The organism is Sulfurovum aggregans, from assembly GCF_055385215.1.
Genome location: NZ_AP042387.1, coordinates 2,210,577 through 2,237,476 on the forward strand (window position 1 = coordinate 2,210,577; position 26,900 = coordinate 2,237,476).

At 39.5% G+C, this 26,900-nt stretch carries 27 protein-coding genes; 21 read left to right on the forward strand and 6 right to left on the reverse strand.

Features of this window, described 5'->3' with window-relative positions; all coding sequences use genetic code 11:
* Positions 1-13: 13 nt before the first annotated feature.
* The 3 genes from ACZ48W_RS11205 to ACZ48W_RS11215 are packed head-to-tail and all read right to left on the reverse strand — an operon-like array spanning position 14 to position 2,518.
* Positions 14-814 (reverse strand): metal ABC transporter permease, encoded by an 801-nt coding sequence (locus ACZ48W_RS11205; RefSeq protein ID WP_464828589.1) that lies wholly within the window; start codon positions 812-814, stop codon positions 14-16.
* On the reverse strand, positions 811-1,614 hold the full coding sequence (locus ACZ48W_RS11210) for a metal ABC transporter ATP-binding protein (RefSeq protein WP_464828590.1): 804 nt from the start codon (positions 1,612-1,614) through the stop codon (positions 811-813). The genes ACZ48W_RS11205 and ACZ48W_RS11210 overlap by 4 nt, the downstream gene beginning before the upstream one ends.
* A 1-nt stretch (position 1,615) precedes the next feature.
* Positions 1,616-2,518, reverse strand: a complete 903-nt coding sequence (locus ACZ48W_RS11215; RefSeq protein WP_464828591.1) for a metal ABC transporter solute-binding protein, Zn/Mn family — start codon at positions 2,516-2,518, stop codon at positions 1,616-1,618.
* Positions 2,519-2,554: 36 nt separating this feature from the next.
* Here ACZ48W_RS11215 and ACZ48W_RS11220 point away from each other — a divergent pair, with 36 nt between their 5' ends.
* Entirely contained in the window at positions 2,555-3,808 is a 1,254-nt protein-coding gene (locus ACZ48W_RS11220; RefSeq protein WP_464828593.1) for a vWA domain-containing protein, read from the forward strand.
* A 65-nt stretch (positions 3,809-3,873) separates the two neighbouring features.
* Here the strand turns inward: ACZ48W_RS11220 and ACZ48W_RS11225 are convergent, their stop codons facing one another.
* A complete protein-coding gene (locus ACZ48W_RS11225; RefSeq protein ID WP_464828594.1) occupies positions 3,874-4,725 on the reverse strand; it encodes a cation diffusion facilitator family transporter in 852 nt (283 codons plus the stop codon).
* 280 nt (positions 4,726-5,005) lie between these two features.
* Between ACZ48W_RS11225 and ACZ48W_RS11230 the strand changes: the two genes are divergently transcribed.
* From ACZ48W_RS11230 to radC, 4 genes are all read left to right on the forward strand, one after another.
* Positions 5,006-6,112, forward strand: coding sequence for a MotA/TolQ/ExbB proton channel family protein (locus tag ACZ48W_RS11230; protein WP_464828595.1), 1,107 nt, complete (start codon positions 5,006-5,008; stop codon positions 6,110-6,112).
* A gap of 4 nt (positions 6,113-6,116) precedes the next feature.
* Positions 6,117-7,292: an OmpA family protein gene (locus tag ACZ48W_RS11235; RefSeq protein WP_464828596.1), complete on the forward strand. Its 1,176-nt coding sequence runs from the start codon at positions 6,117-6,119 to the stop codon at positions 7,290-7,292.
* Entirely contained in the window at positions 7,282-7,455 is a 174-nt protein-coding gene (locus ACZ48W_RS11240; protein WP_464828598.1) for a hypothetical protein, read from the forward strand. The genes ACZ48W_RS11235 and ACZ48W_RS11240 overlap by 11 nt, the downstream gene beginning before the upstream one ends.
* A gap of 85 nt (positions 7,456-7,540) precedes the next feature.
* Positions 7,541-8,200: a RadC family protein gene (gene radC / locus ACZ48W_RS11245; protein ID WP_464828599.1), complete on the forward strand. Its 660-nt coding sequence runs from the start codon at positions 7,541-7,543 to the stop codon at positions 8,198-8,200.
* On the opposite strand, the gene mltG is transcribed toward radC, so the two are convergent.
* Entirely contained in the window at positions 8,148-9,248 is a 1,101-nt protein-coding gene (gene mltG, locus ACZ48W_RS11250) for an endolytic transglycosylase MltG (RefSeq protein ID WP_464828601.1), read from the reverse strand. The two genes, radC and mltG, sit on opposite strands and share 53 nt — an antisense overlap.
* 258 nt (positions 9,249-9,506) lie before the next feature.
* Between mltG and ACZ48W_RS11255 the strand changes: the two genes are divergently transcribed.
* The 13 genes from ACZ48W_RS11255 (at position 9,507) to ACZ48W_RS11315 (ending at position 23,388) form a co-directional block, all read left to right on the forward strand.
* Positions 9,507-10,094 (forward strand): restriction endonuclease subunit S, encoded by a 588-nt coding sequence (locus ACZ48W_RS11255; RefSeq protein ID WP_464828603.1) that lies wholly within the window; start codon positions 9,507-9,509, stop codon positions 10,092-10,094.
* A gap of 4 nt (positions 10,095-10,098) precedes the next feature.
* Entirely contained in the window at positions 10,099-11,586 is a 1,488-nt protein-coding gene (locus tag ACZ48W_RS11260; protein WP_464828604.1) for a type I restriction-modification system subunit M, read from the forward strand.
* Positions 11,583-12,590 carry a virulence RhuM family protein gene (locus ACZ48W_RS11265; protein ID WP_464828606.1) on the forward strand — a complete coding sequence of 336 codons (1,008 nt, stop codon included), beginning with the start codon at positions 11,583-11,585 and terminating at the stop codon, positions 12,588-12,590. Before ACZ48W_RS11260 ends, ACZ48W_RS11265 begins: the two co-directional genes overlap by 4 nt.
* On the forward strand, positions 12,587-13,807 hold the full coding sequence (locus ACZ48W_RS11270; RefSeq protein WP_464828607.1) for a restriction endonuclease subunit S: 1,221 nt from the start codon (positions 12,587-12,589) through the stop codon (positions 13,805-13,807). Before ACZ48W_RS11265 ends, ACZ48W_RS11270 begins: the two co-directional genes overlap by 4 nt.
* Positions 13,804-14,847 (forward strand): ATP-binding protein, encoded by a 1,044-nt coding sequence (locus ACZ48W_RS11275; protein WP_464828609.1) that lies wholly within the window; start codon positions 13,804-13,806, stop codon positions 14,845-14,847. The genes ACZ48W_RS11270 and ACZ48W_RS11275 overlap by 4 nt, the downstream gene beginning before the upstream one ends.
* Before the next feature lie 107 nt (positions 14,848-14,954).
* The gene (locus ACZ48W_RS11280) at positions 14,955-15,179 is read left to right on the forward strand and encodes a hypothetical protein (protein ID WP_464828611.1); all 225 of its coding nucleotides are present in this window, start codon (positions 14,955-14,957) and stop codon (positions 15,177-15,179) included.
* Positions 15,176-15,853: a transposase gene (locus ACZ48W_RS11285; protein ID WP_464828613.1), complete on the forward strand. Its 678-nt coding sequence runs from the start codon at positions 15,176-15,178 to the stop codon at positions 15,851-15,853. The genes ACZ48W_RS11280 and ACZ48W_RS11285 overlap by 4 nt, the downstream gene beginning before the upstream one ends.
* A gap of 116 nt (positions 15,854-15,969) precedes the next feature.
* Positions 15,970-16,680, forward strand: coding sequence for a DUF3800 domain-containing protein (locus ACZ48W_RS11290; RefSeq protein ID WP_464828616.1), 711 nt, complete (start codon positions 15,970-15,972; stop codon positions 16,678-16,680).
* 108 nt (positions 16,681-16,788) lie between these two features.
* Positions 16,789-17,013, forward strand: a complete 225-nt coding sequence (locus ACZ48W_RS11295; RefSeq protein WP_464828618.1) for a hypothetical protein — start codon at positions 16,789-16,791, stop codon at positions 17,011-17,013.
* Complete coding sequence (locus ACZ48W_RS11300) at positions 17,010-18,407, forward strand: hypothetical protein (RefSeq protein WP_464828620.1); 1,398 nt, start codon at positions 17,010-17,012, stop codon at positions 18,405-18,407. The genes ACZ48W_RS11295 and ACZ48W_RS11300 overlap by 4 nt, the downstream gene beginning before the upstream one ends.
* A 201-nt stretch (positions 18,408-18,608) precedes the next feature.
* The gene (locus ACZ48W_RS11305; protein ID WP_464828616.1) at positions 18,609-19,319 is read left to right on the forward strand and encodes a DUF3800 domain-containing protein; all 711 of its coding nucleotides are present in this window, start codon (positions 18,609-18,611) and stop codon (positions 19,317-19,319) included.
* 108 nt (positions 19,320-19,427) lie between these two features.
* Positions 19,428-22,667: a type I restriction endonuclease subunit R gene (locus tag ACZ48W_RS11310; protein ID WP_464828622.1), complete on the forward strand. Its 3,240-nt coding sequence runs from the start codon at positions 19,428-19,430 to the stop codon at positions 22,665-22,667.
* Positions 22,660-23,388, forward strand: a complete 729-nt coding sequence (locus ACZ48W_RS11315; RefSeq protein WP_464828624.1) for a M48 family metallopeptidase — start codon at positions 22,660-22,662, stop codon at positions 23,386-23,388. Before ACZ48W_RS11310 ends, ACZ48W_RS11315 begins: the two co-directional genes overlap by 8 nt.
* Here the strand turns inward: ACZ48W_RS11315 and rraA are convergent, their stop codons facing one another.
* Complete coding sequence (gene rraA / locus ACZ48W_RS11320; protein ID WP_464828626.1) at positions 23,389-23,871, reverse strand: ribonuclease E activity regulator RraA; 483 nt, start codon at positions 23,869-23,871, stop codon at positions 23,389-23,391.
* Between the two features lie 97 nt (positions 23,872-23,968).
* Between rraA and glmS the strand changes: the two genes are divergently transcribed.
* From glmS to ACZ48W_RS11335, 3 genes are read left to right on the forward strand one after another with little or no spacing between them, the layout of a single operon-like run.
* The gene (glmS, locus tag ACZ48W_RS11325) at positions 23,969-24,373 is read left to right on the forward strand and encodes a methylaspartate mutase subunit S (protein WP_464828628.1); all 405 of its coding nucleotides are present in this window, start codon (positions 23,969-23,971) and stop codon (positions 24,371-24,373) included.
* Positions 24,370-25,731, forward strand: coding sequence for a methylaspartate mutase (locus ACZ48W_RS11330; RefSeq protein ID WP_464828630.1), 1,362 nt, complete (start codon positions 24,370-24,372; stop codon positions 25,729-25,731). The genes glmS and ACZ48W_RS11330 overlap by 4 nt, the downstream gene beginning before the upstream one ends.
* The gene (locus ACZ48W_RS11335) at positions 25,728-26,897 is read left to right on the forward strand and encodes a glutamate mutase L (protein WP_464828631.1); all 1,170 of its coding nucleotides are present in this window, start codon (positions 25,728-25,730) and stop codon (positions 26,895-26,897) included. The genes ACZ48W_RS11330 and ACZ48W_RS11335 overlap by 4 nt, the downstream gene beginning before the upstream one ends.
* The last annotated feature ends 3 nt before the right edge of the window (positions 26,898-26,900 follow it).

Sequence of the window (26,900 nt, forward strand, 5' to 3'; positions counted from 1 at the left end):
TTTTCCAATTATATCATTTTGAACGGAATATAAGTAAAAAAATGCCTAAAAAGGCTGCTGAGACCAAAATAATGGATGCACCTGAAGTAAGATTATAGGTGTAGGAGAACCATAGTCCTGCAAGGGTGAAAAATGTTGCAATGGTTCCGGAAATGAACATCATGGAAAGCAGGCTTCCGGAAAGTTTTTCTGCAATGTACACCGGGATGGTCAGCATGGCAATGACAAGGATCAGTCCGACCACTTTTATAGCTACCACGACGGTAAGGGCAGAGAGGATAAGTATAAGTGTGTAAAAGAATTTTACATTGACACCCCGAAGGGCAGCATATTCACTGTCATAGGAAACCGCCAGGATATTCCTGTACCCGAATGTGACAACGGTAAGGATCACGGCAAGCAAGCTAGTCATAAAGTAAAGGTCCTGTGTATTCACTGCCAGAATAGAACCAAAGAGATAGCTCATAAGATCAACATTATATCCTGGAGTCAGGTCAACAAAAATGACACCTATTGCCATACCGACCGCCCAGATGAGTCCTATGAATGTATCAATACGGTGACGGCTTTTCAGTGTAAGTAATGCAATGAGTATGGCAGCCCCTACAGCAAAGAGGGAAGCTCCAAGAAAAATCGGCAATCCGAAATAGACTGCAAGCCCGATACCCCCGTATGAAGTATGGGCTATGCCTCCTGCAAGAAAGACCATACGGTTCACTACGATAAGGGAACCGATGATACCTGCAGCGAAACTTACCAATATACCTGCAAGAAGAGCATGCTGTACGAAGTCAAAAGAGAGAGCTTCTATCATTTTTCTTCCCTCCATTTTTTTTCTTGAGATACAGGCTCTGTCGCAGTGTTACAGTTGCTACAGCCGTCCGAGCCCAGCATTTGCAAAAGTTCGATCTCGCAGAAATGTTCTTTATTGCCATGGGTATGAAAAGTCTGTTTCTTATCGCTGATATCATGGTATGCGAGCCGTCTGTTGATATGTGCTGCTTTGTTGGCATACTCCAGGATAACGGAAATATCATGACTGACAACCATGATAGTGATACTTTCATTCAGTACTCTGAGAAGTTCATATATCTCTCTTTGTCCTGTAATATCTATACTGGAAGTAGGCTCATCCAGCATAAGTATCTGCGGGTGTGCACAGAGTGCACGGGCTATCATGACCCTTTGACGCTGTCCTCCTGAAAGTGCACCTATTTTACTTTGGGCAAAATCTTCCATTCCAACCTGTGTCAAGGCACCCATTGCGCAGGCTATCTCATCTTTGCCGTATCCGAAGAGAGGACGCTTTCCTCCGACATGCCCTATGAGCACTACTTCAATGACTTTAATGGGAAAATCAGTGTTGATATTGGTGTTCTGCGGGACATAGCCTATATGTGTAAGACTTTTGGAAGGCGCTTTACCCAGGACTTTTATACTGCCTTCCTGTAAAGGGTTGATACCCAGAATAAGTTTAAGAAGTGTTGATTTACCTCCACCGTTTGGACCTATGACAGCAAGAAAATCCTTCTCTTCCACTTTAAGGTTTATATCTTCCAGGATGACCTGTTTGTCATAGGCAAATGTCACATGTGATACATCGATGACGGTCATGCTATTTTTTACCGCTTTTGGAAGCAGAGGCTGCAATAGCATTGCTGATCTTAATCAGGTTCTCAGACCAGTTCTCTGCAAGAGGACTGACCTTTATGACCTTGATATGCAGTTCTTTTGCCATGACCTGTGCAATGCTGTCTGAGAACTCCGGCTGAGTAAAGATGGCTTTGACATTCTCTTTTCGGGCTTCTTTGATCAGTTCGATCAACTCTCTGGGCTTAGGCTCTTTACCTGCGACCTCTACAGGAAGCTGTATCAGGTCATAGGCTTGTGCAAAATAGCCCCAGGAAGGATGGAATACCATGAACTTCGTACCTTTGGAAACAGTGCTGAGACTCTTCTTGATCCGGGCATCGGTCTTTTCAACAAGATCGATAAAGGCATGATAATTCTTTTTATAATAGGCAGCATTTTCCGGATCAGCTTTCTGCAAAGCATCGTAAATATGTTTGGCAATGATCTTGACATTGGCAGGTGTTGTCCAAATGTGAGGATCTGTTCCCTGGTGTTCATGATCATGATCTGTATCTTCATGATGTACCTTTTGAGTCTCATGATGTTCTTCGTCATGTGTTTCAGCCATCATTCTTTTACGGATACTCTGTGAGAGATCAATGATCTGCATTTGAGGATTGAGATCTTTGAATTTGGCAAGCCATACTTTTTCAAACTCTACACCTATGGCAAAATAGAGCTGTGCCCGGGCAATGTTTTTCATCTGTGATGGTTTGGGTTCATAGGTGTGGGGTGAGTTACCGGGAAGTACCATAAGGGAAACATTGATCCTGTCTCCGCCGATGGCTTTGACGAAAGTCTTTTCGGGTAAAATGCTGACCACAGCATTAATATTAGCAAATATAAGAGTTGTGAACAGTGAGGTGATAATTAATAATTTTTTCATAAAATGGATTATAGCGAAATCTGCTATAATCTTCTTATGACACATTTAGATAAAATAGAAAAAGCCAAAGCCAGACTGATGTTGGAGCATCCCTATTTTGGGACGATCGCTTCAGCATTGAAACTGCAGCAGAGTGATAACATAGAGTCTTTTTTATCAGACGGCATCCATCTGCAGTATAATGATGAGTATTTTGATGCAGCTTCTCTTGAAGAGGTTGAATTTGCCCTGGCCAATGGAGCTATGCATACTGTACTGAAGCATCAGAGCCGGGCAGGTGAACGGTATGAATGGCTCTGGCAGCTTGCTACGGACTACACTATCAATGCGATGCTGGTGAAAAACGGCTTACAACTCCCGGACCGTGCCAATTTCCAGGAACGTTTTGAAGGGATGTATGCCGAAGAGGTGTATGAGATGCTTCGTGCAGATATCATGAATGAAGAGTTGAGTAGGGATGAATCACTCAAGGAACAGGTACATGATGAGCAGGGTAAATCAAATAACGACAGAGTCTCACAAGAGGGAATAGAAGCTCCTGAAGATTGGAATGAAGAGGGGAATAGACCCAGACAGAGTGCCAAAAGTGATGGCAGAAGCTCTGACAATGCAAACAGAAATGAAGTCCAGCATAAAGAGGATGCAGAGCCTTCTGAATCATTGGAAGCCCTGCAAGAGGAACTGAAAGAACATTTTGAACAGATATTTCAAAAGCTCAACCGACAAGGCACTTTGCCTAAAGACCTGAAGTTTGTTGTACCCCAATACTTTTCTCATAAAGTAGACTGGCGTGAGTTGTTGTATGGATACATCGCTTCGTATGCCAAAAGTACCTACTCTTTTGTCCCACCCAACATGAAGTACCTTTATCGTGGTATCTATCTGCCCAGTTTGAGCTCTGACCTTCTGCGTATCGTCATTGCTGTAGATACTTCAGGTTCAGTAGATGAGACACTTCTATCTACCTTTTTGGGAGAAGTAGGCTCCATTATGCAGAGTTATCCCAATTATGAAATAGACCTGCTTACAGCAGATGCAAAAATACAATCCCATACTGTTTTTTTACCTGGAGAAGCACTTGAATATGAAGTAAGCGGAGGAGGGGGGACAGACTTCCGTCCTGTCTTTGAGTATATAGACCAACAGATAAACTACCCGACACTTTTACTCTATTTTACAGACGGTATGGGAACATTCCCTGAGATGGAACCTGCTTATGATGTTATGTGGGTCATGCCTGAAGAGGTGGATGTGCCTTTTGGAGAGGTGATGGTTTTGGAAAAGCTATAGAGCCCCGTTACCTTTTATAATCTGTTTCATTGGTCATGTATCATGGGGATATTTGATCCGGAAAATCAGGAGCAGGGGGAAGCGCAATGAGAAGTCTCAAATTCAAGCATTGAATGGGTAATGGAAAATTTTTCTGCAAGTCTGTTTTTTACAGTATATTTGATGGACTCCATCTGATTGATATCGTCTATAAGTATATGTGCCTCCAGGGCATTTTTATATTCATCAAGTTGCCAGATGTGAACATGATGGACATTTGAAACACCCTCGATACGTTCCATGACCTTGATCACTTCTTCAATGGAGATATTGTCTGGTGTGCCTTCCATAAGGATATGGATGGTCTTTGGCAACAGCGTTGCGGCCTGATAGAGTACATAAGCGGAGATGATCAGAGTGATCACAGTATCTGTCCAGTGCCAGCCGTAGAGCAAAATAAGGCTGCCGGCGATGATCACCCCGACGGAGGCCATGGCATCAGAGACGTTGTGCAAAAAGGCGGCGCGGATGTTCATGCTGTGCCTAGACATCGTATAGGTCAGTATCGCGGTGGCTATATCGATCACCAGTGCAATACCGGCCACAATAACTACTGTCCATCCTTCAATGACTTGCGGCTCATAAATTCGCCACAGTGCCTCATAGATCAGATAGAACCCCACGATCACCAGCATAACGAGATTGATTAGCGCGGCAATGACCTCAGCCCGTTTGTAGCCAAATGTCATGAAGTAATCAGGTGGCTGCCTGCCGACCCTGCGTGCCACCCAGGCAATCAGCAGCGAAGCGGCATCACTGAAGTTGTGCAGGGCATCAGCGATCAGTGCCAGACTGCCGGAGACGATGCCGCCGATTACCTGAGCCAGTGTCAGCAGCATATTGATAGCAATAGCCCAACCCAGACGTTGGTCACCCATTGCTTCTGTATCGTGGTGATGCTTATGTTCCAGAGTCTCTCCCTTTCATTCTTCTTTTCAGTTTCATTAGAATAGGTTGTCCGTTATTGCTTCTATTCCAGAATATATAAAGTATATAAAAAATATCTTACTATTATAACAAGAAATATATCTTCCTGTGAAAATACTTTCAAGATACAGATTCATGAAGATGATGGATGATTGAAAAGTTTAATTAATACTCTGTTTATGCACTTTTGCTATAATCCACTATTGATTATTTACAACTTAGGATATTTTTATGTTACCACTCGACAATCACAGTGCAAGATCATGCTTTTCCAATGCTTTTGTCATTGTTCTTCTTCCTTTATTTTTTCTCATAGGTCTTGTTTTGGGATATGTAGGTATTATACCTTTGAAAGTAGAGATACATACGTTACTGATCGTTGCGTTCATCTTCATTGTTTTTATGTTCTTTGTACGGCATAATGCCAATTATGCAGCCTGCCATATGAGAGGCTCATTCTCTAAAATGGAAGCAAAGCTCCAACATGAACTGAGATCCAATGCATTGACCATTATGGGCAAGACGAAATCCACCTTGCATGTCAGTGATTTTATGGCTGAGTATTATAAGGATATTCGTAATGACAATTTTGCAAAAGTCGCACCTTCGGTCTTCCCGATGCTGGGGATATTGGGAACATTTATTGCTATTGCTTTATCGATGCCTGACTTTACAGTGAAGGATCTCAGTGCGCTTGACCGTGAGATATCGGTACTTCTTTCCGGAATAGGTACAGCTTTTTATGCCTCCATCTACGGGATCATGCTTTCGCTTATCTGGACCTACTTTGAAAAAAGAGGAACTACCAAAGTAGATAAAAATCTTTATGATCTGGAAAAACTCTATGATTCCCGTGTATGGAAAAAAGCCGAACTGATCAAACATGAACATATGCAGAATGAACTGAAGGATCAGCAGATCGTTCAAACGCTTAAAGAGACATTCAATATGGATTTCATCAAAGAGTTGAATGAACAGTACATTAAAAATTTCACAACGATCATTAACGATACGACCAGCAGTTTCAGCCAGTTGACCGATCATATGCAAAAGGCTTCCAATGAATTGCGGATGACACTGGATAAAATACATGACAGACAAGAGAGTGTAAATGCTGTTGAGACCATCAAAAAGAATATTGAAGGGTTTAACAGCAATGCCAGGAATCTTCAAAGTTCCATGGAACGTTTTGACCAGACAGTTGAACATACTTTTGACAATATTGATGCGGAGGTAGGGAAGATCGTTGAGAAACTTTCAACATTTGCACGTATCATCTCGGAACAGAATCAAATGATACTGGAGAGAACAGCTTCATTCAAAGAGGATGAAAAGTAACCCGATGTTTAGAAAAAACAGTACCGATACAGGGAGTAACTTCTGGATATCCTATGCAGACTTGATGGCAGGTTTGCTTTTTGTCTTTATTTTGCTTATAGGAGCGATCGTATCCAAGTCCATTATCCTTAAGAGCAATCTGCATGAGAAGGAAGATCGTCTGACACTGATCTCCCAGACGCTTAAAACAAAAGAATCCAGGTTGGATGAACTGAGTGTTACATTGGCTAAGAACAAAGCACTTCTGGAAGAGAAGAACAGGTCTCTTGTGAAAAATGATAAACGTATCAAAGCACAGGATCAGCAGTTAAAGGAAAAACTGCATATACTTAAACTGAAAAATGACGAGATCAGAAAACTCAATCAGATGCTGCTTGAAACCAATACACAAAAAGATCTGCTGAGTAAAAAAATAGTGATTGTACAAAATCTTCTCAATGATACCAATACTTCACTGCATAAAACAGAAATGACCCTGGCAGAACGCAATAAAATGCTTAAAGAGTATGAAGGAAAAGTGATAGTACTTTCAGACCAGCTTACCGAAGTGAACAAAACGGTTCAAGACAAAGAGAAAAAACTGTTGGAACTGCTGAATGCACTGGATGAGAAAGCGACCAAATATGACAAACTGGTAGAGAACCTGCAAAAACAGAAAGCCAAGATCAAATCGCTTACCGGTATCAAGCTCAAAGTAGTCTCCGCACTCAAAGAGGCATTGGGTGACAAGATAGATATAGATAAAAAGAGCGGTTCACTCAGGCTTGCATCAAATATCCTGTTCGATAAAGGAAGCGCTACACTCAAAGAAGAAGCAAAAGTACAACTTAAAGAGGCATTTGAAGAGTACATCGGTACACTGGTGAGCAACCCTAGGATCAGGCCTCATTTGGATAAGATCATCATAGAAGGCCATACCGACAGTGACGGCGGTTATCTTTACAATCTGGATCTTTCGCAAAAACGTGCTTTTGCAGTGATGCATTTTCTGCTTACTCTGGACTTTGCAAAAGAGTATAATATCAAACCTCTCATGATCGCATCGGGACGTGCCTATCTTGATGCCATTAAGATCAATGGAGTGGAAGACAAAGATGCATCGCGACGTATTGAGATCAAGTTCAGACTCAAAAATGAAGATGCCATGCATGAGATCGAAAAGGTTCTGGATGCAGAATAACTTCAAACCGGTATCTCTTGAAAAGGCTTATGAAAAACTCTCCAGAGATCTTAATGCTGCAGAAAAGCGTATGGATGAAAGTTCTAAAATGGAGAAAAAATCACTTCCCGAAAAGAACACTTTCTGGTCAAAGCTTTTAGATATCTGTAACCGATATTTCTAAAAAATATGTCAATTTGACATATTTTTATATTTAAGATGTTTTTTGTTTTATACTCTTCCCATAAAGCTATGGGAGCAGGAAACATATGAAAACGATCAAAGAACTTCATAAAGATGAGATGCCAAGAGAAAAACTGCTCCATAAAGGAGTCCAGGCACTTAAAAACGAAGAGCTTCTTTCGGTACTGCTTGGTTCAGGTATACAGGGCAAAGATGTACGTAAACTTTCAAGAGAGATCGTCTTGCTTCTGGAAGATGATTTTGAGGGGTTGTCACTGGAAAAGCTCTGTAATATCCATGGACTTGGTATGGCCAAAGCTTCACAGATACTTGCTTCCATCGAACTCTCCAAACGTTATCTTATACGTACGAACAGGCGTATTACTTCTGCGAAAGAGGTATATGAAGAGTTAAGTGCCTTTTCTGTGAAGAACCGGGAACATTTCCTGACCATTACACTTGATGGAGCCTCTCATATTATTAATACACGCACAGTATTCATAGGTACACTGAATCAAAGTATTGTACATCCCAGAGAAATTTTTTCAGATGCGATCGCTGACAGAGCAGCAGGTATTATTATCGCACATAATCACCCCTCCGGAACATTGGCTGCCAGCAGGGCAGATATGCAGATAACAGCACGTTTAAAAGAGGTTTCAAAACTGGTGGGAATAGAGTTGTTGGACCATGTCATACTGGCGAAGGATGGATATTACAGTTTTTCGGATGAAGGTTTGTTGTAATAATGGAATAGGATATACAGATCAGTTTTGTTCTGTTTTGATCTTTTTCTTTTTCTCTTTCTCTTTCTTTCTTTTTTTTCTCTTTCTGATATATTCTGAAAGCTCGGATGTTTTCTAAATGTTCATTATATGTAGATGTAAAATTATGTTCTCCTTCTTTGTTCAGCATAAAAAAGAGATAGTCACTCTTCTGAGGTGACATCGCTGCTTTCAGTGCATCCAGAGTGACTGTACCCAGAGGATATGGCGGCAAACCTTTATATTTATAGGTATTGTAGTAGCTCTTATCACTTTTAATACGCTCCGGACTCACTATTGTATGAGAATATTTTCCGTAGTTCAGTGTACTGTCCATCTGCAGTTTCATGCCTTTGTCCAGCCGGTTATGGATAACTGAAGAGATCGCAGGCATCTCTTTGGCCGAATTGCTCTCTTTCTGGATGATCGAGGCGATGGTAAGGAGAACTTTCAGTGTAAAAGTATCTGCCTTTTTGCTGAAATATTCTTTTTCAAAATGTACCAACTCTTCTGAAGAGAGATGGAAAAGATATTTCATCGTAGTATTTTCATCTGCTTTACGTGCAATACTATAGCGCCGGGCAAAGATATCTGCTTCTTTGAATCGTGTAAGTGCATGATAGGCTTGAAGTAATTTCTCCTTGTCCAGTTTCATATCGTTTGCCAGACGTGCAGTAAGTTCTTCCGCTGTTTCACCTGCATAGATGACTATATCCATAGTCTCGGCCTTTTTACGGTAGAGATGTTCAAAAAACAGTAATCTTCCCTGTTGTCCAGGTTCAACACTGTACCATCCTTGTTCCGGAGTATGTATGAGTTTTAACATAAATCTGTCTATCAAGGTTACTGTATACCCGTTCTCCTTCAATGTATGGACAACAACATCTATGTCGGAAGAGGGAATATAGAAGACCTTGGTACCCTTATTGAGAGGAACAAAGTTATAGATGACAGGAAGCAGTAAAATGACCGTAAAGATCTCAAAGTAGAGTACAAAACGTCTGTATTTGGCTGAGATGATCTGTTTCATTGCCAAAGATTATAGCATAGAAGTATGGGTATATTTAAAAAGTATAAGAAAATGACATTTTTTTATTTTCAAATAGCTTGATATTATATACCTATAACGAATTCATAGCAAAATAAAAAGGAGTGGTCATGCCTAAAGATATAAAAAAGATATAAAAAATAAATAATAGTTTATTCTGTGAATAATACAAATATAAACTTGACATTAAAATAATTTTACTGTACTATTTTTATAATAACCACTTAAAGGGGATAGGTTTTGAGACTAAAGGAGATCGCTACAATCAGAACTGGATTGGTACTTTCCCGTAAAAAAGCTGCTGTGTATGATGATGTGGAAAAATATCATTATAAGCAGATCACACTCAAATCATTTTCCGATTCCATTACCCTTCAATCCCAATATTTTGATGATTTTATCTCTGTAGAGAAGATAGATGATACGTATATCAGTCAGATCGGCGATATCGTAGTACGTTTGCGTGAGCCAAACACTGCTGTCCATATTGATGGAGCAAGTGCAGGGCTTGTGATCCCCTCTTTGATGGCAGTTGTCAGAGCAAAGGATATCAGGGTAAATAATGCTTTTCTGGCGTACTATCTTAATTCTAAAGTGGCAAGAAAAGCATTAGAGCGTGAGTTGAAAGGTACAACTATTCCTATGATCAAGACAAAAGATCTTGAGGATCTTACTATTGTTCTGCCTCCGATTGAGGAGCAGAAAAGGGTAGTGGAGTTCATGAAGCTTTCTCAAAAAGAACTACAGCTGCTTGACAAACTAAAACAGGAAAAAGCACAATTCTCACAAGCTATTTTAGATACCATAATACAACAAAACAAGGAATAAACGAATGCAAAAGACTACACAAGAGACCATCAACAACATTGTATGGAGAGCGTGCGATACTTTTAGGGGTACGATGGACAGTAATGAGTACAAAGACTATGTACTTACAATGCTTTTTGTGAAGTATTTGTCTGACTTTTATAAAGAGAAGTTGGAGGAGTTGCATGAGAAGTACAAGGGTAATGAAGAGCGAATTGCCAAGAGTTTGAAGCGTGAGAAGTTTGTACTTGATGAGATGTGTACGTTTGACTACCTGTTAAAGCATAAAGAAGCTTCCAATGTCGGAGAGGTCATCAATAAAGCCCTGGAGCGCATTGAAGAGGACAATAAAGAGAAGCTTGAAGGTATTTTCCGTAATGTGGACTTTAACTCTGATACCAAGCTGGGTAATACCAAAGAGCGTAACAGCATACTCAAACACCTACTAGAGGACTTTGCCAATGAGAAGCTAAATTTACGTCCTTCGATGTTAGAGGGTAATGATGTCATTGGGGATGCGTATGAGTATCTCATAGCCCATTTTGCCTCTGATGCAGGGAAGAAAGGGGGAGAGTTCTTTACGCCTAGTGCTGTTTCAACTTTGCTATCTAAACTGGTACAAGCCAAGGAGGGAGACCGCATTTATGACCCTACCTGCGGTTCTGGCTCTCTGCTCATCAAAGCGAGTAAAGAGGTGGGTAATGAAAACTTCGCCATCTACGGACAGGAGAAGAACGGACAGACCCATGCCCTGTGTAAGATGAATATGTTCCTCCATGAGATCAACGATGCCAACATCGCATGGGGCGATACCCTGCGCAATCCACTGCATATCGAGAACGACCACCTGATGAAGTTCGATGTCGTCGTAGCCAATCCGCCGTTTTCACTCGACAAATGGGGAGCAGATGTGCTAGCAGATGACCTCTATCGCCGTTTTGAGTATGGTTTGCCTCCCAAGAGTAAGGGGGACTATGCTTTTGTGGAACATATGCTTGCTTCTCTTAATGCAGAGGGGCGTATGGGTGTGGTGCTTCCTCATGGGGTGCTCTTTAGGGGTGCGAGTGAAGGGAAGATACGTAAAGCCATCATTGATGACAACTTGCTAGATGCCGTCATAGGGCTACCTGCCAATCTCTTCTTCGGTACAGGGATACCCGCGACGATACTCATCTTTAAAAAGGGCAGAACTGACACGGATGTGCTCTTCATAGATGCCTCTCGTGAGTTTGACAAAGACAAAAACCAGAACGCTTTAAACGATGAGCATATAGAGAAGATACTCCAAACCTATAAAGCCAGAAAAGAGATAGAGAAGTATGCTCATGTAGCCTCTCTAGCAGAGATACAAGAGAATGACTATAACCTGAATATCCCTCGTTATGTCGATACCTTCGAAGAGGAAGAGCCTGTAGATATAGAGGCTACCAAAGAGAAGATAGTCAAGATAGAGAGTGAGCTTGCAGAGGTGAAAAAGCAGATGCAAGGGTATTTAGAGGAGCTTGGGTTATGAGTGAGATACTGCTATACAAAACCCCTAGCGAAGAGATAAAACTAGAAGTTTTGATCCAAAATGAGACTATTTGGCTTACACAAAAGCAGATAGCAGAGTTGTTTGCCGTGAAAGTGCCTGCCATCTCAAAGCATATCAAAAACATATTTGAAAGTGGAGAGCTGGTAGAAGAAGTGGTTGTTTCCAAAATGGAAATAACCACCCAACATGGAGCTATAGTGGAGAAGCAACAGAGTAAAGATGTAAATATTTATAACCTTGATATGATTATCTCTATAGGTTACCGTGTCAATTCCAAGCAAGCTACGCAATTTCGCATATGGGCGACGCAAGTGCTTAAAGAGTACATCATCAAAGGTTTTGCGATGGATGATGAGAGGCTCAAAAACCCCAACCAAGCCTTTGGCAAAGACTACTTTGATGAGCAGTTAGAGCGAATAAGAGATATACGAAGCTCTGAGAGAAGGTTTTACCAAAAGATTACCGATATCTATGCACAGTGTAGCATAGACTATGACCCAAACTCTCAAATGACGCAAGATTTTTATGCTACGGTGCAAAACAAACTTCATTTTGCCATTACTGGTATGACAGGTGCAGAGATAGTCAAACGACGAGCCGACAGCAGTCTGCCAAACATGGGGCTGACCTCTTGGAAAAATGCTCCACAAGGCAAGATAAGACAAAGCGATGTCAGCATAGCTAAAAATTATCTCAGTGAAGATGAGTTAGATATGTATAACCGTATCGTTGAGATGTATTTGAACTTTGCAGAATTCCAAGCCAAAAACAAAAAGGCAATGACCCAACAAGAGTGGATCACAAAGCTCAACAGCTTTTTGAGTGTAAACGATATGCAGATACTTCAAGACAAAGGTAAAGTAACTGCAAAACTGGCAAAAGAGTTGGCTTTAGGTGAGTTTGAGAAGTACAAGGTCGCAAGAGATGCAGATGAGATATCTGATTTTGACAGGTATGTAGCCAGACTGGAAACAAAGCGATGAGTGAGCTAAGAGAGGGGTATAAGCAGACTAAGGTTGGGGTTATTCCTGAGGATTGGGGGGTTGTGAAGTTGGGGGATGTATTAACTATTGGTAGTGGTAAGGATTATAAACATTTGGGTGAAGGAAATATACCTGTATATGGAACAGGTGGATATATGTTATCCGTTGATAAGTACCTATATGATGGTGAAAGTGTATGTATCGGTCGTAAAGGAACTATTGATAAACCAATGTTCTTAACTGGCAAGTTTTGGACAGTTGATACATTATTTTATACACATTCATATAAAGATTTAAATCCAAAGTTTTTATATTCTTCTTTTTTGAGAATAGATTGGAAAAGATATAATGAAGCTTCAGGTGTTCCAAGTTTATCAAAAAGTACAATAGAAGCAATAAAAATCCCCCTCCCACCCCTAAAAGAACAACAAAAAATAGCCCAAATCCTCAGCACTTGGGATGATGCCATCAGCAAACAAGAACAACTCATAGTTACCAAAGAGACACTCAAAAAAGGGTTGATGCAGAGGTTACTTAGTGGGGAGGTTCGCTTCGGGGGTGGTGCTTCAGCTCCACAAAGTAGCATGACAATAAGTGGGACTAAAGTCCCACCCCCTGAGTGGGAAGAGGTATTGTTGGAGGAATTATTTAATAATATTGGAGGAACAGCCTTAGAAAAATATACCAATAAGAGTAGTAAATATAAATTTATATCTATAGGAAATTATTCAATAGATGGCAGGTATATAGATAACGGGCAAAGAATTCAATTAAATGATAAAACAAACACTAAATTATTATCAAAAAATAATTTAGTAATGGTACTGAATGATAAAACAGCTAGTGGGGATTTGATAGGATCAACAATTTTAATTAATGAAGATGATTTATATATCTACAATCAAAGAAGTGAACGCTTATTATGTAAAAATAATATAGTGCCTTTATTTGCATGGTTTATTTTAAACTCTAAAGTATTTAGAAAAAAGATTTTTTCAATTGCACAAGGTGGAACTCAGATATACGTAAACTATCCATCAGTAAAAAAATTGAAAATCAAACTCCCACCTCTAAAGGAACAACAAAAAATAGCCCAAGTCCTCACCACAGCTGACAAAGAGATAGAGCTACTCAAAAAAGAGTTTGAAACACTCAAGGAGCAGAAGCGTGGCTTGATGCAGAGGTTGTTGACGGGGGAAGTGAGGGTGAAGGTATGAGTTTAAAAATAGATACTGAAAATCCATTATCAACTGATATGATAGCAGAACTGCTAAGATTAGATACCTCAGGAAGATATATTTTTCACAGAGAAAGTAAAAATATAGAATATAAAGAGGGATTTAATTATGCGGGATGGGATACATATCTGAGAAATTTTGCTGCTTTTGCCAATAATGATGGTGGTTATATGATTTTTGGTGTAAAAGATAGACCAAAAGAACCGATTGGACTAGGTGAGAGAGCAGCAGAAATGTTTGATAGTATTGATGAAGAGTATATCAGTGGAGAAATCAATAAGCTTTTCTCTCCTGCTATTAATTGGGAAAAACAGTTAATAGAAGCTTTTGGTAAGCCTTTTGGTATTATTTATATTTATAAGGGGAATGTGAAACCTGTTATTGCTAAGCAGGATGATGGTGTGATAAAAAATGGAGAAGTATATTATCGCTACTCAGGACGTGTTCAAAAAATAGAATATGGTGAATTGAATGAGATTATTGAAAATCGAATAAAAGAGAATACAGAACAAATAAAATCTTTACTTTTGAAAATTTCAGAAATTGGACCTGCTAATGCAGCAATTCTTGATGCTGAAAGGGGTATAGTCGAAAAAGATAAAGATAATATATTGGTTTTAGATGAAGAACTTATACCAAAAATAAAGTTTATTAAAGAAGGAGAATTCTCTGAAAAGAGTGGGGCTCAAACACTTAAACTTGTTGGTGAGGTGCATCCTGTGGATCAAGTAGAAATTATTAAAATAAAAAAGCAAAATTTGACACAGCAGTATCCATATTCATTTACTGAGATGAAAAGCAAAATATTGGCACAGGCTTCAGATATAAATCAGAATCATATACATACTGTAATTTCTGATAATAATTTAAAAGATAATCCTAAATACTCTGCATATAACTTTAGAACAAAGACCCATGAAGATAACTATAAAGAATTAGGTGAGATTCCAAACGGTACACCAAGTTTATATAATGATGAAGCTATAGAATTTATTGTTAGGAGATTAAAAAGTGACTAAAAGCAAAAAAGCCCCCGCGATTCCGCAGAAACTTAGTGCCGACCGCGACTCCGCAATCCAAGTAGTATTATACAAAAGTAAGTATATGTATGTCAAGGAAATATAGCATGACCCCAAACACAAATGAAACCCAAATCCAAAACAACACCATAGACCTCCTAAAAAACATGGGCTACATCTATATCTCTCCAGAGGAGATGGCAGAGCATAGAAGCAGCACCAGACAAGTTGTGCTTAAAGATGTACTGCTAAAGCAACTCCAAAAGCTCAAAAAGAAGAATCTTGTGTTGATGCAGAGGTTGTTGATGGGGGAAGTGAGGGTGAGGGGATGAAGACTCTAGGGGGTGGTGCTTCAGCTCCACAAAGTAACATGACAACAAGTAGGACTGAAGTCCCACCCCCAAAGTGCTGTGATGTTAAAGGGGATGGTGCTTCAGCTCCACAAAGTAACATGGCAATAAGTGGGACTAAAGTCCCACCCCCTGGTAAGCATGCTAATCTTCCACATATAGATTTGAAAGGCTATTATCAGTTCATTACATTTAGAACACATGATAGCATTGATGACTTTTTAAAACGATTGTCTTCACAAAATAATATGTCAAGTAATATGAAACAGTATAAAATAGATACTTATCTTGATACATCTAAAAAAGGTTGCTATCTTAATAATGATATACTTCAATTTCTCAAGGAATTTTTTCTTAAATACGATAAAAAACTGTATGAACTTATTGCTCTTTCCGTTATGCCAAACCATATACATATACTTTTTAAACAAAAAGTGGAATTGTCAAAAATACTACAGCAAATTAAAGGTTCAAGTTCATTTCAAATCAATAAAATATTGGGGATAAAAGGTCAGTTTTGGGAAGATGGATATTATGACAAGCTTATTCGAGATGAGAATCATTTTTCTACAACTTATGAGTACATAAAGTTTAATGCTGTAAAAGCAGGTCTAGATGATGCAAAAGAGAGATTTTATGGTATTTATGAAGTGTGACCCAAACTACCTATCTCAAGCATTTGCTTGGGAAGCCTCCCTTGGAGCCTTGTCAGTAGATGGGAACTTTTGTACGGGAATTATAGCAAGAAATGACAAGTCAAGCAAGGAGAAATATGTATCTGATTTATTTTGATGAAACAAAGTTTGAGACACTCAATCCTTATTTTTTTATTGGGGGTATATTGGTAGAAGAGGAAAAGCTTTCCAAATTAGAAAGTGCTCTTATGCAGATACAGTATAACTTTTTTCAAACGAACATACTTAGTGTTGATACAGAGTTGCATGGATCTTTTATATTTCAAGGAAAAGGGATATATAAAAAGAGAAAACTTCCTGAAAGGTTAAAACTGTTTGAAGATGTAACACAGTTATTGATAGATCATAAAATACCTATTCGACTTGTGTGTATTGATGTGAATAGACATAGAATAAAATATAAATATCCTCAACCAGAGTATAATCTCGGACTTATGCTTATTCTTGAAAGATTTTGTGATTTTCTTGAAGAAAAAGATGATATTGGTGTTGTTTTTGGTGATTATGAGAAAGATGAAATTACAACTTCCATTCTTGATTTTTCCCAATTTAAATTTAGCGGTAAAACACCAATGTCATTTGGACGACCCCTAGGACAGTTGAAAGATACGATCTATTTCACGCATAGCCACCATAGTAGATTTTTGCAGGCAGCCGATATGGTACTGTTTATGGCAAACCGTTTTGGAAATGGACATCAACCAGTTAAATGGCATGATATCAAGCTTAAAGAAATATGGGACAAGCTGAAAGATAATTGTGATATTCAAATACAGAGATGGCCATAATGAAGGAGCGACTGTCTCATAAGAGTGGCTCAATGAAGTGGACCGAACCATACAGTCGCGATATGACAATTATACACTATCTGGTGCACCTAAGTCAAGGAGAGTAAAATGACCCCAAACACAAACGAAACCCAAATTCAAAACAACACTATAGACCTCTTAAAAAACATGGGCTACATCTACATCTCTCCAGAGGAGATGGCAGAGCATAGAAGCAGTACCAGACAAGTAGTGCTGAAAGATATACTGTTAAAGCAACTCCAAAAGCTTAAAAAGAAGAATTTTGGGTTGATGAAGAGGTTGTTGATGGGGGAAGTGAGGGTGGAGGTATGAAAGATCAACTTTATAGTGAATATTTTAGAATAAAATCATCAGATTTAAAAAAATATGATGTGTTCAATGGCTTTGTAAACAGAGATGCACTCTATTATATTTTGCCATATAAACTTGAGCATATTGCCATTGATGAACTAAAGAAATCATATGATAAGTACAAAGGATACTTCTCTAAAATTATTAAACTTTTAGAACATTCTAATGGCGATGATCGCTTTTATAGAAAAGCAGAAAAGATGTTCCATTTTCATGAAGTTGGTCATATTGGCTTGGGGTATTCAAAAAGTGGAAAAAATGGTTCGGGAATTGGTAAAAAATTTGCCAAACAGTTATCTCAAACTGCATACCAACTTGTAAAGGTCGGCATCAAAGACCCTGAGATTTTTCAATTGGTTGGATTGCTTGAAGAGGGTATCGGGGCGGATAGAATTAGTGATATGACAATCGCAATAATTAGAGAAGATTTTTTACTCTATACACAAAGCGTGTCAAAAAGTTTAAAGATTAAAACAAAAGATTTTCAATTTGATGGTAAATCTTATCAACTACCTTTTAATCCACACAATGAACCAATCGTTTTTTGTCCAAGATCGATTTTAACGGATTTACCGGTTGCCTTTGATAGTGAGGATATTGATTGTGTATGTTCGCATAACAGTACATTAAGAGATAAGGTCAATGAAATTATAGGAGATATTTTTGATAAAAAAACAAGATCATTGATAAAAAGAAATTTAAAGAACTTTATTTTGAATAATCCTTCTATTCTGGATATAACTATCAAAACTTATAAAGATAAGGGTTTAGTATATGATTTTGACAACGATCCTAAGGGTGACTTTATTTGGAAAGAAATAGCTTTTGATGTAATTCGAAATTTTCCTCTTACTTTAAAAAAAGAAAAATCTATTGATATAGTAGATAAGATTTGTGAGAAGTATCAAGATTTAATTGAAAATAATGGTTTGTGGAAAACTTTTCATAATAGTGATGGAACACATAAGAAAGAAAGTTTTGCACAAATGTTATTTTTTGCAATTGCACACTCTTATTGTGAAGCCAATGACTTGGATATTAGTCCAGAGGTGGATTCTGGTAATGGACCAATTGATTTTAAAATTGGAAAAGGATTTCATGATAAAATAAATATCGAAATGAAACTCTCTACAAATACGAAGCTTTTGCATGGATATAAATCGCAGCTTGCTATATACAATAAAGCAGAAAAAACCAATCAGAGTAAATTTGTTATCATTCAATTGTATGAAGAAGATGATAAAAAAATAGAGAAAGTTTTGAAGTACAAAAGTGAAAATGAAACTTTAGACAATAAGCTACCTGAAATTATTGTCATTGATGCTACAAAGAAAAAGTCAGCGAGTAAAAGATGAATAAGTCAGTATCCCGACCAGCATCGTTGAGAGGCAAGCCCTACTTAAATCTTCGGGTGATATCGGGATCTGTTATGAAAAATGACCCATCCTACCTATCTCAAGTATTGACCCAAGAAGCCTCCCTTGGAGTCTTGTCAGCAGGCGGGAACTTTTGTACCAGAATTATAGCAAGAAATGACAAGTCAAGCAAGGAGAAATATGTATCTGATTTATTTTGATGAAACAAAGTTTGAGACACTCAATCCTTATTTTTTTATTGGGGGTATATTGGTAGAAGAGGAAAAGCTTTCCAAATTAGAAAGTGCTCTTATGCAGATACAGTATAACTTTTTTCAAACGAACATACTTAGTGTTGATACAGAGTTGCATGGATCTTTTATATTTCAAGGAAAAGGGATATATAAAAAGAGAAAACTTCCTGAAAGGTTAAAACTGTTTGAAGATGTAACACAGTTATTGATAGATCATAAAATACCTATTCGACTTGTGTGTATTGATGTGAATAGACATAGAATAAAATATAAATATCCTCAACCAGAGTATAATCTCGGACTTATGCTTATTCTTGAAAGATTTTGTGATTTTCTTGAAGAAAAAGATGATATTGGTGTTGTTTTTGGTGATTATGAGAAAGATGAAATTACAACTTCCATTCTTGATTTTTCCCAATTTAAATTTAGCGGTAAAACACCAATGTCATTTGGACGACCCCTAGGACAGTTGAAAGATACGATCTATTTCACGCATAGCCACCATAGTAGATTTTTGCAGGCAGCCGATATGGTACTGTTTATGGCAAACCGTTTTGGAAATGGACATCAACCAGTTAAATGGCATGATATCAAGCTTAAAGAAATATGGGACAAACTGAAAGATAATTGTGATATTCAAATACAGAGATGGCCATAATGAAGGAGCGACTGTCTCATAAGAGTGGCTCAATGAAGTGGACCGAACCATACAGTCGCGATATGACAATTATACACTATCTGGTGCACCTAAGTCAAGGAGAGTAAAATGACCCCAAACACAAACGAAACCCAAATTCAAAACAACACTATAGACCTCTTAAAAAACATGGGCTACATCTACATCTCTCCAGAGGAGATGGCAGAGCATAGAAGCAGCACCAGACAAGTTGTGCTTAAAGATATACTGCTAAAGCAACTCCAAAAGCTCAATGGCTTTGAGTACAAGGGTACAGACTACAAGTTCTCTGCCAAGAACATAGCCAGAGCCATAGATGACCTCAATGTACTTCTAAACGAAGGGCTGATAACTGCCAACCAGAAGATCAGCGATCAGCTACTACTGGGGAACTCATATAGTGAAGAGCTGATAGATGGGGTGAAGAAGAGCTTTTCTTTGCACTATATAGACTACCAAAATCCTGAAAATCCTGAAAATAATGTCTTTCATGTCACAGAAGAGTTTGTGGTAGACAGGGTAAACCAACAGGAACAGACCAAGACCAGACGGCCTGACCTCGTGCTGTTCATCAACGGTATACCGTTTGGGGTGATAGAGTTAAAACGCTCTAGTCGAGCTACAGAAGAGGGCATCTCTCAGATGTTGCGTAACCAAAGTACCGATGAGATACCCACACTCTTTAAGTATGTGCAGATGACACTGGCAGGGAACAATCACTCTCCACAGTATGGAACTACTGGCACACCTAAAAAGTTTTATGCGGTGTGGAAAGAGCCAAAAGAGAGTAGGTTTTTAACAGGGTTTATTAAACTATTTGGGGGTGAGGCTTTAGCCTTACACAATAGTGGGACTGAAGTCCCAGCCCCTTTGAGAAGAACACCTTCACCACTGGACAAAACGATTTATGCACTCTTCTCAAAAGATCGTGTCATAGAGCTATTGCACTCTTTCATAATCTTTGACGGCAAGGTCAAAAAGATCGCCCGTTATCAGCAGTTTTTTGCCATAGAGAAGATCATGGAGCGTATAGGCAAACTGAACAACACAGGCAGACGACAGGGTGGACTCATCTGGCATACGCAGGGCTCCGGTAAGTCACTGACTATGGTGATGTTGGCAAAGGTCATCAAGCGAAGTATCGTAGGTTCTAAAGTTATCATCGTTACCGATAGAAAAGACTTGGACAAGCAGATACACGATACATTTAACAACTCAGAAGTCAAAGCTGTCAGAGCGAAGTCTGGTAGAGACTTGGTGGCACTGTTACAGTCTGGTAAGTCTGTCATCACCACACTCATACATAAGTTTGAGAAGGTCAAAAATGAGAACGTCACCTTTGATGACCCCAATACGTTTATACTCGTAGATGAGTCTCACCGTACACAGGGTGGAGACATGCATAAGGCTATGAAAAAAGTCTTTCCTGAAGCCTGTTACCTTGGGTTTACAGGTACACCACTCATGCGAAGAGAGAAGAACTCTTTTGCGAAGTTTGGGGGAGAGATACACCGTTATACCATTAACCAAGCAGTAGAAGACAAAGCCGTCTTGCCACTACTCTATGAAGGACGCCTCGTAGACCAATGGGTAAACGATGAAAAAGGACTGGACAGACGCTTTGAGCAGATAGCCAGACACCTGAATGAAGAGCAGGTTTTAGACCTAAAAAAGAAATGGGCAAGATTTCAAAAGGTAGCCTCTAGTGAACGACGGCTTGAGATGATCATGCTGGACATCAACGAAGATGTACGAAAACGCTTACAGGGTACAAAGTTTAAAGCAATGCTTGCGACCAGTTCCAAGTATGAAGCCATTAAGTACCACAAACTCTTTGAAGAGATGGGTGACATACGCACGGCATTTGTCATTTCTGCACCTGACAGTAGAGAAGGACATTCTGAAGTGGATGATGAAAATAAAGCTTTCATCCAGGAAGAGTGGAGCAGGATCATCAAAAAGTATGGTGATGAAGAGAAGTATCTGGACAAGGTTAAAGATGAGTTTATTAACGGTGATGAGATAGAACTGCTCATCGTGGTGGACAAATTGCTTACCGGTTTTGATGCACCCAGAGCATCGGTACTCTACATAGATAAACTGCTTAAAGAGCATAACCTTTTGCAAGCCATAGCAAGGGTAAATCGTCTCTATGAAGGGAAAGACTTTGGGTTCATTGTAGATTACCGTGGATTGCTGGGCGATTTGGACAAAGCACTCAACGACTACTCAGGACTGGCTGACTTTGATGAAGAGGATATTGCAGGGGCAGTCTTTGACATCAAAGAGGAGATAGCTAGAGTCAAGACCTATTATGAGCATTTGGAAGAGCTGTTTGGGGGTAGGACTTCAGTCCTACAAAATGGGACTGAAGTCCCATCCCCTGAGGTTTTGTATTTGAACGACCAAGAGAGCTATGAAGTCTACTTGGCAGACGAAGAGAAAAGAAAACTCTTTTATGACTACCTTTCACACTATGCAAGAGCCTTGAAGCTGGCACTCTCCAGTGATAAGATAGAAGAGGTATTTAACCCCAAAGAGATAGCCAACTACAAAGAGAAGATGAAATTCTATGCAGAACTACGTAAAGCTGTACGCATACGCTATCATGAACAAGTAGACTTTGGAAAGTATGAGAAGCAGATGCAGAAACTGCTTGATACGTTTATCTCTGCTGATGAAGTTAATCAGCTGACCAAACTGGTAAATATCTTTGATGAGGAGTTTGAGGCAGAGATAGAGAGGGTCGTGGGTGACAATGCCAGAGCCGATGCTATACTCAGTGCTACTACAGCAGTCATCACTGAAAAGCGAGAGAGTAACCCAGCGTACTATGACAAACTCTCTAAACGCATTCAAGAAATAATCGAAGAGTACAAAGAGAAACGACTCACAGAAGAAGAAAAACTCAAACACGCTAAAGAGATACGAGATTTACTTCTGAAAGGTGAAGCTGAGGAAGAGTCTAGTTATCCTGAGAGTATTAAGCATAGCAGCCATGCAAAAGCCTTTTATGATAACTTGGAAGAGCGTTTCAGCGAAGCGATAAACAATGTAGATGAGCGTATCTTGGTGGCAGAAGCACCACTGGGGTATGGTGCTAAAAAAGAAGAGGACTTGCTGACCCAAACAGTACTGAAGATCACCGAGATATTTAAAGAAGCCTCCAAAAAACCTGACTGGAAGAACAACAGTGATATGCGTAACAAGATAGAAGGACAGATAGATGATCTTTTCTGGGAGATGGAAGATAAGTATGGTCTAAAGTTTACTAATACTGATGAACTACTAGCAACCATACAGCAGATAGGTATAAATAACTATGACTAAGCATGGAGTAGGGACTTTAGTCCCGTCAAATGATATGTACGGGACTAAAGTCCCTGCTCCAGGAGTGATCATAATCAAAAAAGATGTCAAACACATCAACCTCAAAGTCAAACCAAGTGGAGAGGTAATACTTACAGCTCCTACTGATAGTAACGAAAGAGATATAGAGTACGTACTTAAAAAAAGAGCAGAGTGGATAGATAAGAAGATTGCTTTTTTTAAAAAACGTCAGCAGATAGTACCCAAAGAGTATGTAAGTGGTGAGAACTTCTGCTATTTGGGGCGAAATTACCGTTTAAAGGTGATAGAGAGTAGTAGAGAGGAAGGCGTGAAGCTTCAGAGAGGGTATTTGCAGGTCTTTGTGAAGGATACAGCTAACTATAAAAAGAAGCAAAGACTTATCAAGGCTTGGTACATCCAAAAAGCAAAGATACACTTTCAAAAAGCGATAGAGAAGTATAAGCCTATAGTAAAACAAGAGATAGAAACAGTACGCATACGAGAGATGAAAACAAGATGGGGAAGCTGTAATCCTGCAAAGGGATATATCAACCTCAATTTAAAACTGATAGAAAAACCTACAGAATGTATAGAATATGTAGTGTTTCATGAACTCGCTCACTTGGTACATGCGGATCATAGTGTGAAGTTTTATAATTACCTGAACCTTTTTATGTCAGACTGGAAGAGGAGGAAGGAGAGGTTGGAGAAGCTGTCTTAACTACTCCTCCAAACTCTCTTCATCGATCACGATGATACCGTCATGATCTGCCAGGAGATGTTCACCGTTTTTAAAGTGGACACCCCCAAAAGTAAATTCCACATCACGTTCTCCCGCCTGTTTGTCATGGCTTTTTCGCGGACATGTCCCCAGTGCCCAGAGACCTACAGGGATGGTTTTTGTAATAGCTGTATCACGGACATAGCCGTTGATGAGTATACCTGCCCAGTTGTTCTCATGGGCGAACCTCATGAGATTCTCGCCTACAACAGCATAGTGTGCACGGTTTACATCCACAACTGCTATACGTCCTTCTCCGGGTTCTTTGAGCATTTTGATAAGATCGGAATTTTCATCATACAGTCTGATAGTAGCAATAGGACCACGGCACTTCTCAATACCTCCGTAAGAGTGATATTCAGGAGAGAGTACCTGTACCTTTTCGTGGTGTTCATCAGAGATATCAGCAGTAAAAAAACCCATTTATATTCCTTCATATATTACTTTATGGAGAAGATTATACTAAAAAAAATCTATAATTGGATAGAATTATAAAAATACAATACAGTAAAGCAGATAGATGAAAGTAGTAACTGGGGTAGTTGGCAACGATATTCATGTTGTTGCCAACAGATTGATAGATATTTCACTTGAAGAACGAGGTTTTGAAGTCTTTAATTTAGGGGTTAATACCTATCTTGAAGAATTTATGGATGCAGTCATAGAGACAGATGCAGATGTATTGCTGATCTCCTCACTTAACGGTGAAGCGGAAGGATGGTGCCGTGATCTTCAGATACTGAAAGAGCAGTATGATTTCAGGGATGTGGTTTTTATGATCGGCGGTAACCTGGGTGTAGGTGAGATGGATCCGGAAGCATTGGTGCCTAAGTTCCGGAATTACGGTTTTGACCTGGTCTTTCATCAGATAGATCTGAACGAAGGACTTGACCGTCTTGAAGCATTTTTGGAGGAACGCCGATGAGTCTGCTGCAACGGGAACGTGAGATCATTGTTAAGAATGAGTACATGGACAGGTTTGATTTTGATGAAGTGGAAACATTCATTAAAGGGGCAAGCAAAGATCTTTTTATCTCCCATAAGTTCAAAACATCCAATGAAATGCTGGTCCAGCCCCGCGGAGGTTTTCCGACATACGATAAAGTCTTTCAACTCTATAAAGAGTTCAAAGAGGCCAATGTTGATGTTCTTCCTCTGACCATTGATTCGAATACCCGTCTGAATGATTATGCCTCTGCCAAAAAGATGCTGGCACTTTCTGAAGAGAATGATGTTGATATGCTCAACGGTTATCCGCTGGTCAATCACGGCTACCGGACTACACGAAAGATGATCACGCATTACAATACTCCGGTGAGTCTGCGCCACGGTACACCGGATGCCAGACTGCTTGTAGAGACTGCACTTGCTTCAGGTATCTTTGAGATCGAAGGCGGTCCGATCACCTATCTGTTACCGTATTCGAAGAACTTTCCGTTGGATAAAGCATTTCTGTACTGGAAATATGTAGAACGTGTCTGTGCCAAATACTCCGAATTGAATGAACCGATCAACCGTGAATCTTTTGGACCGCTTTCTGCAACACTTCAGGCACCGGCGATCGTGATCGTGATCCAGATACTTGAGATGCTGCTCTCACTTGAAGAGGGAGTAAAATCCTTCTCCGTGAGTTTCTCCCAGACCGGTTCCATGCTGCAGGATATTGTTTCTTCCAATGTCATTAAAAAGCTTTCAAGAAAATATGCCGATATGTTCGGTCATACGGATGCAATGATCAACCTTGTCTATCATCAGTGGATGGGTGCGTTCCCGAGGAACAAAGAGTATTCTGATTCACTGATCAATACTTCAACAGTGATCGCTGCAATGGTCGGAGCTGACAAGATCATTACCAAAACACGTAACGAAGCATTCGGTATTCCAACCAAAGAAGCAAATGCGATGGCAGTAGCCAATGTCAAATATACACTGGGTATGCTCAAAGGATTACCGAAAGTAGGGGACGAAGAAGAGGAGGAAAATCTTTCCAATGAAGTCGATGAGATCCTTGAAGCAGTCTTCAATGACGGTGCAGATACGCTCTGGAGACAGGTATTCAACTCTATTAAAAAAGGGTATATCGATATTCCGTTCTCTCCGCATATCATTAATGCCAATGAAGTGATCACGATCCGTGATCCTCAAAGCAATATTCGTATTCTTAAAAGAGGTAATCTGCCTATTTCGGACAAAAGTTTTGCATTTGAGCAGTCAAAGATCAAACTGGCTGAAGGAGAACGTGTAGTGGACAAGATCATTCAGGATATAGGGATTATGCTATGAATAAACTGTATATAGATATAGGAAGTACCTACTTTAAAGTTGCCCAGGAAGGCAGCATCCAGCAGTATTTCAGAGATTTCAATAAAAATATCTTTGATGATCTCAGCAGTAAGTGTGCCGATGTGATCGATCGGTATGCCAAAGAAGATATCTATGTCTGTTCTTCCGCAAACGGGGGACTGAGTACTCTGATCATCGGGCTTACCGACTCTTTCAGTCTGAAATATGCGATCAATATTGCTTTTAATTCGGGGATCAATATCATTGATACAGTACTGTACCCGAAAATAGAGGGTGAAACCGCACCGCTTGAAATGATCGACGTGGTTATCATTGTAGGTGGAATAGACAGTGTGGAAAAGGTTTTTGATGAGAAACTTCTGAAGTACCTTGAAACGGTGCATTATCAGAACATTGTTTATGTGGGAACCCGAAAGAACCGTGATTTTCTGAAAGAACATATTGAGAATATTGTAGTACTTGAAAATATCATCTCTGATAAACTCAAGATACAGGAAGAAGCACTGAAAGGATATTTGACAGATCTCTATCAGGCAGATATCATGGGGAAAGAAGATATTAAACAGCTTTATGAGATCACCTCCAATCAGATATTCTCTACACCGTACATTGTGAACCGGTCTCTGCCCAAGATCAATGAGAAACTTGATGTTGCCGATCCGTTCATTGTAGTGGATATCGGCGGGGCGACAACAGATATCCATTACAGCCGTGATCTGGTCAATGATAATATTCTTACGGAAAGCGGATACGATCGTCTGGTATTCAAGAAGCTGGGTGTCTACAAATCGCGTGAGAGCCTGGTGCATACGGCAAAGAACAATGAATTCGTCTATGAACTGCTGGAACATTTGAATGTGACGGAGAATATTCTTGAGGAACAGAGTGAAAAGGCGACACGTATCCTGATGCAGCTGGCGATCTTCCTTGTACTTTACAAGGTTTCAAAACACCACGGTGATTATATTGAGCTTAATCTTGATATTCTCAACAGTATTGTACTGACCGGTGGGATCACCAAAGTGTTAAGTCAGGAAGAGGTAGATGATATCGTGCTTTTCTTTTATAAGAAGATCCTGCATTTTCATCATGCACCAACGATCCTTCTTGATCGCAATTATGAGATATGGACCTATGGTATATAAGGA

Excerpts from the sequence above, each read along its gene's own strand:
- ACZ48W_RS11205 (WP_464828589.1), bottom strand. The coding sequence starts at position 814 with ATGATAGAAGCTCTCTCTTTTGACTTCGTACAGCATGCTCTTCTTGCA.
- ACZ48W_RS11210 (WP_464828590.1), bottom strand. The coding sequence starts at position 1,614 with ATGACCGTCATCGATGTATCACATGTGACATTTGCCTATGACAAACAG.
- ACZ48W_RS11215 (WP_464828591.1), bottom strand. The coding sequence starts at position 2,518 with ATGAAAAAATTATTAATTATCACCTCACTGTTCACAACTCTTATATTT.
- ACZ48W_RS11220 (WP_464828593.1), top strand. The coding sequence starts at position 2,555 with ATGACACATTTAGATAAAATAGAAAAAGCCAAAGCCAGACTGATGTTG.
- ACZ48W_RS11225 (WP_464828594.1), bottom strand. The coding sequence starts at position 4,725 with ATGGGTGACCAACGTCTGGGTTGGGCTATTGCTATCAATATGCTGCTG.
- ACZ48W_RS11230 (WP_464828595.1), top strand. The coding sequence starts at position 5,006 with ATGTTACCACTCGACAATCACAGTGCAAGATCATGCTTTTCCAATGCT.
- ACZ48W_RS11235 (WP_464828596.1), top strand. The coding sequence starts at position 6,117 with ATGTTTAGAAAAAACAGTACCGATACAGGGAGTAACTTCTGGATATCC.
- ACZ48W_RS11240 (WP_464828598.1), top strand. The coding sequence starts at position 7,282 with ATGCAGAATAACTTCAAACCGGTATCTCTTGAAAAGGCTTATGAAAAA.
- radC (WP_464828599.1), top strand. The coding sequence starts at position 7,541 with ATGAAAACGATCAAAGAACTTCATAAAGATGAGATGCCAAGAGAAAAA.
- mltG (WP_464828601.1), bottom strand. The coding sequence starts at position 9,248 with ATGAAACAGATCATCTCAGCCAAATACAGACGTTTTGTACTCTACTTT.
- ACZ48W_RS11260 (WP_464828604.1), top strand. The coding sequence starts at position 10,099 with ATGCAAAAGACTACACAAGAGACCATCAACAACATTGTATGGAGAGCG.
- ACZ48W_RS11265 (WP_464828606.1), top strand. The coding sequence starts at position 11,583 with ATGAGTGAGATACTGCTATACAAAACCCCTAGCGAAGAGATAAAACTA.
- ACZ48W_RS11270 (WP_464828607.1), top strand. The coding sequence starts at position 12,587 with ATGAGTGAGCTAAGAGAGGGGTATAAGCAGACTAAGGTTGGGGTTATT.
- ACZ48W_RS11275 (WP_464828609.1), top strand. The coding sequence starts at position 13,804 with ATGAGTTTAAAAATAGATACTGAAAATCCATTATCAACTGATATGATA.
- ACZ48W_RS11280 (WP_464828611.1), top strand. The coding sequence starts at position 14,955 with ATGACCCCAAACACAAATGAAACCCAAATCCAAAACAACACCATAGAC.
- ACZ48W_RS11285 (WP_464828613.1), top strand. The coding sequence starts at position 15,176 with ATGAAGACTCTAGGGGGTGGTGCTTCAGCTCCACAAAGTAACATGACA.
- ACZ48W_RS11290 (WP_464828616.1), top strand. The coding sequence starts at position 15,970 with ATGTATCTGATTTATTTTGATGAAACAAAGTTTGAGACACTCAATCCT.
- ACZ48W_RS11295 (WP_464828618.1), top strand. The coding sequence starts at position 16,789 with ATGACCCCAAACACAAACGAAACCCAAATTCAAAACAACACTATAGAC.
- ACZ48W_RS11300 (WP_464828620.1), top strand. The coding sequence starts at position 17,010 with ATGAAAGATCAACTTTATAGTGAATATTTTAGAATAAAATCATCAGAT.
- ACZ48W_RS11305 (WP_464828616.1), top strand. The coding sequence starts at position 18,609 with ATGTATCTGATTTATTTTGATGAAACAAAGTTTGAGACACTCAATCCT.
- ACZ48W_RS11310 (WP_464828622.1), top strand. The coding sequence starts at position 19,428 with ATGACCCCAAACACAAACGAAACCCAAATTCAAAACAACACTATAGAC.
- ACZ48W_RS11315 (WP_464828624.1), top strand. The coding sequence starts at position 22,660 with ATGACTAAGCATGGAGTAGGGACTTTAGTCCCGTCAAATGATATGTAC.
- rraA (WP_464828626.1), bottom strand. The coding sequence starts at position 23,871 with ATGGGTTTTTTTACTGCTGATATCTCTGATGAACACCACGAAAAGGTA.
- glmS (WP_464828628.1), top strand. The coding sequence starts at position 23,969 with ATGAAAGTAGTAACTGGGGTAGTTGGCAACGATATTCATGTTGTTGCC.
- ACZ48W_RS11330 (WP_464828630.1), top strand. The coding sequence starts at position 24,370 with ATGAGTCTGCTGCAACGGGAACGTGAGATCATTGTTAAGAATGAGTAC.
- ACZ48W_RS11335 (WP_464828631.1), top strand. The coding sequence starts at position 25,728 with ATGAATAAACTGTATATAGATATAGGAAGTACCTACTTTAAAGTTGCC.